The 11,923-nt window shown below is 57.5% G+C and carries 11 protein-coding genes; 6 read left to right on the top strand and 5 right to left on the bottom strand.

The genetic code is table 11. The features are described from left to right. The first annotated feature begins 84 nt into the window (after nt 1-84). Entirely contained in the window at nt 85-309 is a 225-nt protein-coding gene (locus tag AC1DM5_RS11300; protein ID WP_477819891.1) for a DUF1674 domain-containing protein, read from the top strand. A 48-nt stretch (nt 310-357) separates the two neighbouring features. Continuing rightward, nucleotides 358-801 (top strand): thermonuclease family protein, encoded by a 444-nt coding sequence (locus AC1DM5_RS11295; protein WP_477819890.1) that lies wholly within the window; start codon nt 358-360, stop codon nt 799-801. Between the two features lie 32 nt (nt 802-833). Here the strand turns inward: AC1DM5_RS11295 and acs are convergent, their stop codons facing one another. Then, the gene (gene acs, locus AC1DM5_RS11290) at nt 834-2,789 is read right to left on the bottom strand and encodes an acetate--CoA ligase (RefSeq protein ID WP_477974994.1); all 1,956 of its coding nucleotides are present in this window, start codon (nt 2,787-2,789) and stop codon (nt 834-836) included. A gap of 233 nt (nt 2,790-3,022) precedes the next feature. On the opposite strand from acs, the gene AC1DM5_RS11285 reads away from it, so the two are divergent. Beyond that, nucleotides 3,023-3,724: a DUF1013 domain-containing protein gene (locus tag AC1DM5_RS11285; protein ID WP_037102176.1), complete on the top strand. Its 702-nt coding sequence runs from the start codon at nt 3,023-3,025 to the stop codon at nt 3,722-3,724. A 71-nt stretch (nt 3,725-3,795) separates the two neighbouring features. On the opposite strand, the gene AC1DM5_RS11280 is transcribed toward AC1DM5_RS11285, so the two are convergent. Both AC1DM5_RS11280 and AC1DM5_RS11275 read right to left on the bottom strand, forming a co-directional pair. After that, on the bottom strand, nt 3,796-4,731 hold the full coding sequence (locus tag AC1DM5_RS11280; RefSeq protein WP_477819888.1) for a flagellin N-terminal helical domain-containing protein: 936 nt from the start codon (nt 4,729-4,731) through the stop codon (nt 3,796-3,798). 417 nt (nt 4,732-5,148) lie between these two features. Continuing rightward, complete coding sequence (locus AC1DM5_RS11275) at nt 5,149-5,808, bottom strand: YggS family pyridoxal phosphate-dependent enzyme (RefSeq protein WP_477819887.1); 660 nt, start codon at nt 5,806-5,808, stop codon at nt 5,149-5,151. A 196-nt stretch (nt 5,809-6,004) separates the two neighbouring features. On the opposite strand from AC1DM5_RS11275, the gene leuS reads away from it, so the two are divergent. Genes leuS through holA form a run of 3 tightly spaced genes read left to right on the top strand, consistent with a single transcriptional unit; the run spans nt 6,005 to nt 10,205 of the window. After that, complete coding sequence (leuS, locus tag AC1DM5_RS11270; RefSeq protein ID WP_477819886.1) at nt 6,005-8,635, top strand: leucine--tRNA ligase; 2,631 nt, start codon at nt 6,005-6,007, stop codon at nt 8,633-8,635. Beyond that, nucleotides 8,625-9,146 carry an LPS assembly lipoprotein LptE gene (gene lptE / locus AC1DM5_RS11265; RefSeq protein WP_477819885.1) on the top strand — a complete coding sequence of 174 codons (522 nt, stop codon included), beginning with the start codon at nt 8,625-8,627 and terminating at the stop codon, nt 9,144-9,146. Before leuS ends, lptE begins: the two co-directional genes overlap by 11 nt. Nucleotides 9,147-9,158: 12 nt before the next feature. Beyond that, nucleotides 9,159-10,205 (top strand): DNA polymerase III subunit delta, encoded by a 1,047-nt coding sequence (holA, locus tag AC1DM5_RS11260; RefSeq protein ID WP_477819884.1) that lies wholly within the window; start codon nt 9,159-9,161, stop codon nt 10,203-10,205. Here the strand turns inward: holA and AC1DM5_RS11255 are convergent, their stop codons facing one another. Further along, the gene (locus AC1DM5_RS11255; RefSeq protein WP_477819883.1) at nt 10,206-11,087 is read right to left on the bottom strand and encodes a ParB/RepB/Spo0J family partition protein; all 882 of its coding nucleotides are present in this window, start codon (nt 11,085-11,087) and stop codon (nt 10,206-10,208) included. It abuts the gene before it with no gap. 33 nt (nt 11,088-11,120) lie between these two features. Continuing rightward, the gene (locus AC1DM5_RS11250) at nt 11,121-11,915 is read right to left on the bottom strand and encodes a ParA family protein (RefSeq protein ID WP_477819882.1); all 795 of its coding nucleotides are present in this window, start codon (nt 11,913-11,915) and stop codon (nt 11,121-11,123) included. Between the last annotated feature and the right edge of the window lie 8 nt (nt 11,916-11,923).

The raw sequence follows: 11,923 nt of genomic DNA, 5'->3' as shown, positions 1-11,923 counted from the left end.
CGCGATGCTTTAAATCCCGGCGCCAACGCACTATGATTTGGTTATTCGCCAGCCATTTTCAATATTTTCAGGCGGGAGTGCAGCATGCAGACGGCCGACAATGATAATGTGGAAACCCCGGTGCCAGAGGGCTCCGATCCGCCGCGCAAGATGCTTTCCCCTGCCGCCAAGCGTGCACTGGCCGAAGCCGAGGAGCGCCGCAAAAACGCTAAGCCGGCGGAACTGCCACCGGAGATCGGCGGACGTGGCGGAGCCGAACCCTCCCGCTTCGGTGACTATGAAATCAATGGCCGCACGATCGATTTCTAGGTAAATATTCCCATTGACTTTGCGGCATAATCGGAATTTATTCCTGTTATGCTCAAGCCACTCTCGATCCTTCTGTTGTCTCTCTCGTCTGTGCCGGCCCTCGCGGCGCGGGACGAAATCGAAGGACCTGTATCGGCGAAGATTATCCGGATCATTGACGGAGATACGCTGCTGGTTGCCGCAACACCCTGGCCGCAGCAGACCATGGAAGTCTATGTCCGCATTCGCGGCATAGACGCGCCCGAAATCCATTCGAAATGCGCTGAAATCCGGAAGGCTGGTCTCGAGGCACGAGATGCGCTTGAACAAATGATATCAGGCGTCTCCATTATCCAGCTGAGGGAGATCGCCGGCGACAAATATTTCGGACGAATTCTCGCCAATGTCACCTTCGCGGATGGGCGCAATCCCGCACAGGATCTTCTTTCGGAAGGACTGGTCCGCGCCTATGATGGCGGTCGCAAACCACAGGTTTTCTGCGCGGAAGAATAGGGCCGCTCCTGACGGTGGAGCGGCCCTTTGACTCAAGCCGTAGCCTTGTTCTGCCGGTTAGCGATCAGATCTTCGACAACGGCCGGATCTGCCAGCGTCGAGGTATCGCCAAGCGAACCGAAATCATCCTCGGCAATTTTGCGCAGGATGCGGCGCATGATCTTGCCCGAACGAGTCTTCGGCAAGCCGGGCGCGAACTGGATTTTGTCGGGTGCTGCAATCGGGCCAATTTCCCCACGCACATGTTTGACAAGCTGCTGGCGCAGCTCGTCTGTGCCCTCATTGCCAGCCATCAGCGTGACGTAGCAATAAATGCCCTGGCCTTTGATCGGGTGCGGATAACCAACGACAGCAGCTTCCGAGACGAGATTGTGCGAGACGAGGGCGGATTCGACTTCCGCCGTACCGAGACGATGGCCGGAGACGTTCAGAACATCATCGACGCGGYCGGTGATCCAGTAATAACCGTCTTCGTCGCGGCGGCAGCCGTCACCGGTGAAATACTTGCCCTTATAGGTGGAGAAGTAGGTCTGGATGAAGCGCTCGTGGTCGCCATAGACCGTACGCATCTGGCCCGGCCAGCTATCGGTGATGCAGAGATTGCCGTCGGCGGCACCGTCCAGCACCTTGCCTTCATTATCGACGAGCTGCGGCTTGACGCCGAAGAAGGGCTTGGTGGCCGAACCGGGCTTGAGGTCGGTGGCGCCCGGCAGCGGCGTGATCATATGGCCGCCAGTTTCCGTCTGCCACCACGTATCGATCACGGGGCAACGCTTGTCGCCGACGACATTGTAATACCATTCCCAGGCTTCCGGATTGATCGGTTCGCCGACCGTGCCGAGCAGGCGCAGGCTCTCGCGGGAAGAGCGGGTAACGAAATGGTCGCCAGCGCCCATGAGCGAGCGGATCGCCGTTGGCGCCGTGTAGAAGATATTGACCTTGTGCTTGTCGATGATTTCCCAGAAACGGCCTTGGTCCGGAAAATTCGGCACGCCTTCGAACATCAGTGTCGTCGCACAGTTCGCGAGCGGCCCGTAGACGATATAGGAGTGACCGGTAACCCAGCCGACATCGGCCGTGCACCAGTAGATATCGCCGGGGTGGTAATCGAAGACATATTCATGTGTCATCGCCGCATAGACGAGATAACCGCCCGTCGTATGCAGCACGCCCTTCGGTTTGCCTGTAGAGCCCGAAGTGTAAAGGATGAAAAGCGGGTCTTCCGCCCTCATCTTCACTGGCGGGCACTCCGGCTTCACCGTGGCGATTTCCTGATGGTGCCAGAGGTCGCGACCCGGCGCCCAGCCGGTCTTGCCGCCGGTGCGGCGCACGACGAGCACCTTGTTGACCGTGACATGCTGGCGAGCCGCGATATGGATGGCGGTATCTGTATTGTCCTTTAGCGGAACCGGCTTGCCGCCGCGGATACCCTCGTCGCATGTGATGACGAAGGTGGATTCGCAGTCGACGATACGGCCGGCCAGCGCCTCCGGCGAGAAGCCGCCGAAGACGACGGAATGCACCGCGCCGATGCGGGCGCAGGCGAGCATCGCATAGGCCGCTTCCGGGATCATCGGCATGTAGATGGTGACGCGGTCACCCTTCTTGACACCATGCTTCTTCAGCACGTTCGCCATGCGGCAGACATGCTCGTAGAGCTCGTTATAGGTGATCTTTTTATCGATATAGGGGTTGTCGCCTTCGAAGATGATGGCGGTCTGGTTGCCGTTCGTCTTCAGGTGACGATCGATGCAATTATAGGAAACATTGGTCTGGCCATCCTCGAACCACTTGATCGAGACCTTGCCGGTAAAGGACGTGTTCTTGACCTTGGTATAGGGCTTGAACCAGTCGATGCGCTTGCCGTGTTTACCCCAGAACTTGTCGGGGTTTTCAATGCTTTCCTCGTACCATTGCTCGTACTTGGCCTGATCGATCAGCGCACGGGTCTTCACCGGTTTGGAAACCGGATAGATCTTCTCCGACATGGGAACTCCTCCTCACAAGGCTATGCAACGGCCGATGGTTTCGACGCAGCGACCGGGACTCGAATTGCGCAATTCATATCAGGTAGTCTGATGACGGCAATTAGACAAAGGTCATTTCATTTCTGAAGAATTGCAATTCTGCGACAGTGCGGTTATATAGCGCCATATTTCCCGGACATTGTGGTGACAATCCACGGACCGCGACCGGCGCGGACGATAGAAGGACTATATCCATGGCTCAACAGCTGCTCATGCCAAAGGCGACTGCCATCTGGCTCGTCGACAATACAGCCCTGTCTTTCGACCAGATCGCTCAGTTTTGCAAACTGCATCCGCTCGAAGTCAAGGCGATTGCCGATGGCGAAGCCGCGCAGGGCATCAAAGGCCTGGACCCGATCGCCACCGGCCAGCTTTCCCGCGATGAAATCGCCCGCGCAGAGGGCAACCCGAACTACAAGCTGAAGCTTTCCGAGCCGAAAGTCCGCGTGCCGGAATCCAAGCGCCGTGGCCCGCGCTATACGCCCGTTTCCAAGCGTCAGGACCGCCCGAACGCCATTCTCTGGCTGGTTCGCAACCATCCGGAACTGAAGGATGCCCAGATCTCGCGTCTCGTCGGCACCACCAAGTCGACGATCGAGCAGATCCGCGAGCGCACCCACTGGAATTCGGCAAACCTGGCACCGATGGACCCGGTCACACTCGGCCTTTGCAGCCAGATCGATCTCGACATGGAAGTGGAAAAGGCATCCAAGGGCCGTCCGCTGCCAACCGCTGCCGAACTCGGAGCAACGCTGCAGTCCGCTCAGGAAACCGAGCGTCTGACGCCGAGCTACGAGCGTGAGGAAGAAAAGGAAATCGACGCCGATGCCGTCTTCCGCAAGTTGAGCTCGCTGCGCTCAACCCCCAAGGACGAGGATGAAGACGATCACTTCTGAGATCGTCATATCCTGAAATGAATAAACCCCGCCAATGGCGGGGTTTTTTGTTGCCCTTCTCCTGCGTGCTATTAGCTACGGAAGAGCGAGAGAATGTTCTGCGCCGAGGAATTGGCGATCGAGAGAGACTGGATCGCGAGCTGCTGCTGCGTCTGCAGGGCAGAGAGCTTGGAGGACTCTTCTTCCATGTCGGCGTCGACGAGGCGGCCGACACCGGAGTCGATCGAGTCACCCAGAGCGCTGACGAAGGTTTCCTGCAACTGAATTCGGGTCGAAATCGAACCGAGCTGCGAGCCTGCATTCGTCATGGCCTGGAGCACGAGTTCGACGCCGGAAAGCGCTCCATCAAGCTGGCCTTGGGTAAAGGTTGTGATATCGAGCGCATAAATCGACGGCATGACGATGGTGACGTTGCCATAAGTGCCGTTGAATGCGGTGCCGATAATGCCGCTCGTCGTTTGGATCGTGCCATTGCTGTTCATGCCGAACAACACGTTGCCGAGCGTGCCAGCATCAAGAACATAGTCCGTCATCTTGACCGAAACGGCATTAGAACCGTCACGGACGAAGGAGGAGACGACGCTCTTCGTGCCCGAAGCGCCGGCGACCCAGTTTTCACCGGAGAAGGAAGCCGACTGAGCGATGCTCACCAGCTGTTCCTGCAGCTGATCGATTTCTTCCTGGACCTTGGTCTTGTCGACGCCCTTTTCCGTGGCGGCGACGATCTTGGACTTGATTTCGCTGACGACGTCGATGGCGTTGTCCATGGCGGTGTAGGCCGTATCGACCTTTGCAGCGCCGAGGCCGAGAGCGTCGGAAACAGCCGAGAGGGCCTTGTTGTCCGAACGCATGGTCGTTGCAATCGACCAGTAGGCAGCATTGTCAGCAGCTTTGTCGATGCGATAGCCCGAGGAGACGCGGCCCTGGGTATCCTTGAGGCTGTCATTTACGCCGCGCAGGGTCTGCAGCGCTGCCATAGCAGCGTTGTTGGTGAGGATGCTTGTCATGTTCCGTTTTCCGCAATCAAAGTGAAAGGGGTCATCCGGACGAGTCCGGTAACGGCGACGCTTCATGCAAAACCCGAGAGAGCTGGGTCATTGCCGTTAACGAATGGTTGCGCCCAACATAGTTAATAATTCCTCAATTAGCTTTGCGGAAAATTTAATTTAAGCTCTCGTTAGGGCTTGCGGCGACAGTCAACCGGCTTTGGAAAAGCGCGAGAAATCGGCAAAAATTATTCAATAATTTAAGTATCTTAGGGGAATGCCGCTAACGATGTGCGGTCGGGCATTAACCAGAAAAGCCGCCCGCTTAAACTTTTTTTCGTATTAATGAATATTATCGCTTTCCAAACAACGGCCACCGGATACCTCCTCGAATCATGAGCAATCCTCTGATTCGAAGAGGTCGTTTTCCGCCATTTGTTAACGCGTGCCGAAAATCGCCGAGCCGACGCGCACGCTGGTAGCACCGAACGCAATGGCAATCTCGTAGTCACCGGACATACCCATGGAGAGTTTTTTGACGCCGCAGTTTTCTGCGAGCTTGGCTAGCAGGGCGAAATGCGGACCGGGATTTTCATCCGCCGGCGGAATACACATCAGCCCTTCAATGGCAAGGCCGAGCTCATCGCGACAGAAGTTCACGAAAGCTGCCGTATCGTCAGGTGCAATGCCGGCCTTCTGTGGCTCCAGGCCGGTATTGACCTGCACATAGAGACGCAGCGCCTTGCCCTGCCGCTTCATTTCCTCGGCAATGGCACGCGCGATCTTCTCACGGTCAATGGTCTCGATCACGTCGAAGAGCGCAACCGCTTCGGCAGCCTTGTTGGATTGCAGCGGGCCGATGAGGTGCAGTTCGATGCCGGGCGTTTCCGCCTTCAGTTCCGGCCATTTTCCCTGGCTTTCCTGAACGCGGTTTTCTCCGAAGACGCGCTGACCAGCTTCGATCGCCAGGCGAATGGTATCAGCCTCAAAGGTCTTGGAGACCGCCACCAGCTGCACGGAACGTTCCGGACGACTCGCATCCCGCTCCGCTGCAGCAATCCTGGACCATACTTCTTTCAACCGCTCTTGAAGTTCCATCGTTCCGTCCCGATAACAGGCATAAATCCATCGGCAATGCACTACTGGGCTGCCGTGGCCTTGCCAAGACTTCTCGCTGCGAAATCGCCTCATAGCCAAGATCGAACGCGTGAGGCGCCCGCAAAACTTGACGCTTGGTTGGTTTCATGGTGAAGGTCTCGACCAACCTCCCCTGATTTTCCGGAAATTCTGATACATGGCTACCGAACGTTACAATCCGCGCGATGCCGAGCCCCGCTGGCAGCAGAAATGGAACGAGGAAAAGGTCTTCGAGACCGATAACTCCGATCCGCGCGAGAAATATTACGTCCTAGAGATGTTTCCTTATCCGTCGGGCCGTATCCACATGGGCCATGTCCGCAACTACGCTATGGGTGACGTCGTGGCGCGCTACAAGCGTGCCCGCGGCTATAACGTCCTCCATCCGATGGGTTGGGACGCCTTTGGCATGCCGGCGGAAAATGCGGCGATGGAGCGCGGCGTACACCCCGCATCCTGGACTTATCAGAATATCGGCTCGATGAAGGCACAGCTGAAGGCGATGGGCCTGTCGCTGGATTGGTCCCGCGAATTCGCCACCTGCGATGTCGAATATTACCAGCAGCAGCAGCATCTCTTCCTGGACTTCCTGGAAAAGGGCCTCGTCTACCGTAAGCAGTCCAAGGTGAACTGGGATCCGGTCGACAACACCGTTCTCGCCAACGAACAGGTCATCGACGGCCGCGGCTGGCGTTCCGGCGCGCTGGTCGAACAGCGCGAACTGACGCAGTGGTTCTTCAAGATCACTGATTTCAGCCAGGACCTGCTGGACGCGCTCGATACGCTGGACCAGTGGCCGGAAAAAGTGCGGCTGATGCAGAAGAACTGGATCGGTCGCTCTGAGGGTCTCACGATCCGTTGGGAGATCGTCCCGGAAACCGCACCTGCCGGCGAAACCGAAGTGGTGGTCTACACGACCCGTCCGGATACGCTGTTTGGCGCCTCCTTCCTGGCGATCGCCGCTGATCATCCGCTCGCCAAGGAGGCCGCGGGAAGGAATGCTGACATCGAGGCCTTCTGCGAGGAATGCCGCCGTGCCGGTACCTCTCTTGCCGCGCTCGAGACGGCCGAGAAGAAGGGCATGGATACCGGCATCCGCGTGAAGCATCCACTCGATCCTTCCTGGGAACTGCCGGTCTACGTCGCCAATTTCGTCTTGATGGATTACGGCACGGGCGCCATCTTCGGCTGCCCCTCCGGCGACCAGCGAGATCTGGATTTCGCCCGCAAGTATGGTCTGCCGGTCGTGCCGGTCGTCATGCCTGAGGATGGTGATGCCGCAAGCTTCACCATCGGCGATGTCGCCTATGACGGCGAGGGCGTGATGATCAACTCACGCTTCCTCGATGGCAAGACGGCGGACCAAGCCTTCCAGATCGTTGCCGACAAACTGTCTTCCACCCTGCTCGGCAATGCGCCGCAGGGCGAACGCAAGGTCAATTTCCGCCTGCGCGACTGGGGTATCTCCCGCCAGCGTTACTGGGGCTGCCCCATTCCGGTCATCCATTGCGATGACTGCGGCGTCATACCGGTTCCGAAAAAGGACCTGCCGGTAAAGCTGCCGCAGGATGTAACTTTCGATCAACCCGGTAATCCGCTGGATCGTCACCCGACCTGGCGGCACGTCGCCTGCCCGCAATGCGGCAAAGATGCGCGTCGTGAGACGGACACGATGGACACATTCGTCGATTCCAGCTGGTACTTCACCCGCTTCACGGCACCCTGGGAGAAGCAGCCGACCGACCCGGCTGCGGCCAATCGCTGGCTGCCGGTAGACCAGTATATCGGCGGTATCGAACACGCGATCCTGCATCTGCTCTATTCGCGCTTTTTCACCCGCGCGATGCGCGAGACAGGCCACGTGGACGTCAAGGAGCCTTTCAAGGGTCTCTTCACCCAGGGTATGGTGGTCCACGAAACCTATAGCCGCGGCGCCGGCATGCATCGCGAATGGATTTCCCCCGCCGATATCCGCATCGAGGAGATCGATGGGAAGCGCAACGCCTATCTGCTGGAAGGCGGCGAAGAAATCACCATCGGCTCGATCGAAAAGATGTCGAAGTCGAAAAAGAACGTCGTGGACCCCGACGATATCATTGCCTCCTACGGCGCCGATACCGCCCGCTTCTTCGTTCTGTCAGACTCTCCGCCCGAGCGCGACGTGATCTGGTCGGAAGCCGGCGTTGAAGGTGCTCACCGCTTCACACAGCGGCTGTGGCGTCTGATTTCGGAAGCGGCTGAAGTGCTCTCCACTGTGGAACCGAAGCCGGCGAAAGACGGCGAAGCCCTCGCAATCTCTCAACTCGCCCACAAGACGTTGAAGGCGGTCCAGAACGACTATGACAGGCTTTGGTTCAACAAAGCAGTCGCCCGCATCTACGAACTCGTCAACGCGCTGGCAGGTCCGCTGACGAAGGTCGCAGCCGGTGAGGGCGATGCAGCCTATCGGGCTGCCATCCGAAATGCCGCCGAGATCCTCATCCAGCTCGTTGCGCCCATGACGCCGCATCTGGCTGAGGAATGCTGGATGACCCTTGGGAACAAGGAGCTGATCGCCCATACGGCCTGGCCGGACTATGACGAATCGCTGGTCGTCGAGAACGACGTGATCCTGCCCGTCCAGATCAACGGCAAGAAGCGCGCCGAATTGACAATTTCGCGCGACGCAGATCAGAATGCCGTCACCGAAGCCGTGCTGGAATTGGACGCGGTGAAGAGCGCCTTGAACGGTCAGGCACCCAAGAAAATCATCGTGGTTCCACAGAGGATTGTAAACATTGTCGTCTGATTTCGCCCGCAAGCTTGCGCGCCGCGCCGGCATCGTCACGATCCTTGTGTCCACGGCGTTTCTTTCCGCCTGCCAGGTTCGGCCGCTCTATTCCGAAAGTACCGGCGTTACCGAAAAGCTCGGCTCCGTCGGCTTTTCCGAAGCGGGCACGCGTGTCGGACAGGTAGTTCGCAATCGTCTGATCTTCCTGGCTTCCCGCGGTGCCGGTGAACCTGAGAAGCCGGATTACATGGTTGATATGCAAGTTTCGTCGTACGTTGCCGATACTTTGCTTGTTCAGTCCTCGGATACGTCTCGCGCAGGACGCGCGAACGTGACGGTTAGCTATACGTTGCGGACGACGAAGGACAATCAGGTTGTCAAGGCCGGTAGCCGCTCCGCAACGTCTCTGGTTGACTTCCCGAGCCAGGAATTTGCCAAGCAGCGAGCAATTCTCGATGCGGAAAATCGCGCCGCCAATCAGGCGGCCGAATTCGTGGGAGCGGATCTCGCCGCCGCACTCAGCCGCTAAGGGAGCGGTGGCGTGGCGGAAATCAAATCCCATGAGTTTGAAGGGTTTCTGCAGAAATCCGCACGCCTGTACCGCATCTATCTGATCTATGGTCCGGACCGTGGACTCGTTTCCGAGCGCGCCGGTATGATCGCTGGAAAGACTGGCATAGATCAGAACGATCCGTTCTCCGTCACCAAGCTTGATGTCGGCGATCTGCAGAAAGAGCCTGGCCGGTTGGTTGATGAAGCCCAATCCATCGGTCTTTTCGGCGGTGAAAAGCTGATATGGGTAAAGGGTGCTGCGAACGAGAAATATCTCGTCGATGCTGTCGCGTTTCTGTCCGGCGCTTCCCTTGAAGCAGTCAGCATCATCATCGAAGCAGGTGACCTGAAAAAGGGATCTGCCTTACGCAAGACAGTCGAGGCTGCTCGTAGCGCAGCAGTTGCCATCCCCTGCTATGCTGACGACGGCCGAGCGCTGAACGCGCTGATCGACAACGAACTTTCCACCGAAGGGTTGGGCATAACGCCTGCTGCCAGGCAAGCCCTCGTCGCGCTGATCGGCGGCGACAGAATTGCTTCCAGAAACGAAATTCGCAAACTGGCGCTCTATTGCCGAGGCATGGGAACGATCGACGATCATCACGTTACCGAAATAATCGGGGACGCCAGTGCAATTTCGGTCGATGATGCCGTGGACGCGATATTAAGCGGCAACAGCAACAGTTTCCTGCATGCGATGCAGAAGATCACCAGTTCCAAAACCTCAGTTTTTCTGGTCCTCCAGGCCTGCCTTCGACAATTTCAGCTTCTCGATACGATGCGCGCGGAGATGGATGACAAGAGACTGCCGCCCGCGCAAATCATGCAGACGCTGGGCAGACATCTTCATTTCCGCCGCAAGCCGATTATAGAACAGGCGTTAAAAAGCTGGAGTGCAGACGCCATCTCTCGTGAAACAAAGCGCCTGCAGGCAGCTGTCCTTCAAACGAGACAGCGTCAGATATTGGAAGACAGCATCGCCATGCAGACGTTGCTCTCAACGACACTGCAGTCGTCAAGACGCCCTCAAGTCTGATCAGCGGCGTTCCAGAAGCCGACAGACTTCCTCGAGCTGCTCCAGGGATTTGTAAGAGATGCGAATCTGACCGCCACTGGCCTTGTGATTGATGGATACATCAAGCCCGAGCGTATCCGATAGCGTCTGCTCCAGAGCCAGCGTATCGGAATCCTTCTGGTTCTTTTGAACGGGCGCGTGTGGCTCTGACTGAGCCTTGATGTCGTGCTGCGCAAGCTTCTCCGCATCGCGCACCGACATGCCCTTGGAAACAATCGTACGCGCGAGTGCGGAGGGATCTGATGTGGAAACCAGCGCTCGCGCATGCCCCGCTGAAAGGCTTCCAGCAGCCAGCATGTCCCGAACGGGCTCGGGCAGCTTCAATAGGCGCAACGAATTGGCGACATGGCTGCGGCTCTTGCCGATAATCTCACCGAGATCATTTTGGGTATATCCATATTCGGCGATGAGCTGCTCATACCCGAGCGCTTCTTCGAGAGCATTGAGATCGGAGCGTTGAACGTTCTCAACGATCGCAATTTCCAGCGCTGTCTTGTCATCAACATCCCTGATAATAACAGGGATTTCGATCAAACCCGCCAGTTGGGCTGCCCGCCAACGTCTTTCGCCGGCTATGATTTCATAGCGGTCCCGCGCGAGCGTTCTGGCGACGATTGGCTGCACGATCCCATGCTGGCGGATCGAACTCGCAAGGTCGTGAAGCTCGGCATCATCGAAGAAACGACGAGGGTTGCGAGGGTTGCGAATGACGAACTCGATAGGGATCATCCGGTCGGCGCTGACCGTAGACCGCTCCGCCTCGGCCGGAACAGGCTGATCCATTTCGCCTATAAGGGCTGCGAGGCCGCGGCCAAGCCGTCTTTTCGATGTATCGTCATTCATGTTCAAAACTCGCTTACTCTGTCATGCACTCTTTCAAGCTGCCAGTCTCTGCCGCTCCCGCTGGATAACTTCCGATGCGAGCTGCAGATAGGCCTGGCTGCCGGCGCACTTGAGATCATAGAGAATAGCCGGCTTGCCGTATGAGGGCGCTTCAGAAACACGGACATTCCGCGGGATAAGTGTGTGATAGACCTTCTCACCGAGATGAGTCCGCACGTCGTTGACGACCTGCTGCGCCAGATTATTACGAGCATCGAACATCGTCAGCACGATGCCTTGAATATCGAGCTGCGGATTGACCGTCCGGCGAACCTGGTTGACGGTCTCCAGAAGCTGGCTCAAACCTTCAAGCGCGAAGAACTCGCACTGCAGCGGCACCAGCACGGAATGGGCAGCCGCCATCGCATTCATCGTCAGCAGGTTGAAAGAAGGCGGGCAATCGAGAAGAATGTAAGAAAAAGACACCGCCTCAGAGGAAGACAACGCCTTTTTGAGCTTGAAGACGCGATCGCTCTGCTGGGAGATTTCCATCTCGACTCCGAGAAGATCCATCGTCGACGGAACAATAAAGAGATTAGGAACTGCCGTTTCCAACGCGGTCTCCGCGACACCAGCTTGCCCGACCATCAGATCGTAAGAGGAAAGCTTACGATTGCGTCGATCAATACCCAAACCAGTACTTGCATTGCCCTGTGGGTCCAGATCGATAATCAACACCCGCTCGCCAATGGCGGCGAGAGCGGTTGCCAAATTGATTGCGGTGGTCGTCTTGCCGACGCCACCCTTTTGATTTGCGATGGTGATAATCCGATTACGTTCGCCAGCCATTGCCGCAA

The organism is Rhizobium sp. 01T437, assembly GCF_056398505.1.
Note: the sequence above shows the minus strand (reverse complement) of the source record. Positions and strands in the feature narration are given on the sequence as shown.

Excerpts from the sequence above, each read along its gene's own strand:
- AC1DM5_RS11300 (WP_477819891.1), top strand. The coding sequence starts at position 85 with ATGCAGACGGCCGACAATGATAATGTGGAAACCCCGGTGCCAGAGGGC.
- AC1DM5_RS11295 (WP_477819890.1), top strand. The coding sequence starts at position 358 with ATGCTCAAGCCACTCTCGATCCTTCTGTTGTCTCTCTCGTCTGTGCCG.
- AC1DM5_RS11285 (WP_037102176.1), top strand. The coding sequence starts at position 3,023 with ATGGCTCAACAGCTGCTCATGCCAAAGGCGACTGCCATCTGGCTCGTC.
- AC1DM5_RS11280 (WP_477819888.1), bottom strand. The coding sequence starts at position 4,731 with ATGACAAGCATCCTCACCAACAACGCTGCTATGGCAGCGCTGCAGACC.
- AC1DM5_RS11275 (WP_477819887.1), bottom strand. The coding sequence starts at position 5,808 with ATGGAACTTCAAGAGCGGTTGAAAGAAGTATGGTCCAGGATTGCTGCA.
- leuS (WP_477819886.1), top strand. The coding sequence starts at position 6,005 with ATGGCTACCGAACGTTACAATCCGCGCGATGCCGAGCCCCGCTGGCAG.
- AC1DM5_RS11255 (WP_477819883.1), bottom strand. The coding sequence starts at position 11,087 with ATGAATGACGATACATCGAAAAGACGGCTTGGCCGCGGCCTCGCAGCC.
- AC1DM5_RS11250 (WP_477819882.1), bottom strand. The coding sequence starts at position 11,915 with ATGGCTGGCGAACGTAATCGGATTATCACCATCGCAAATCAAAAGGGT.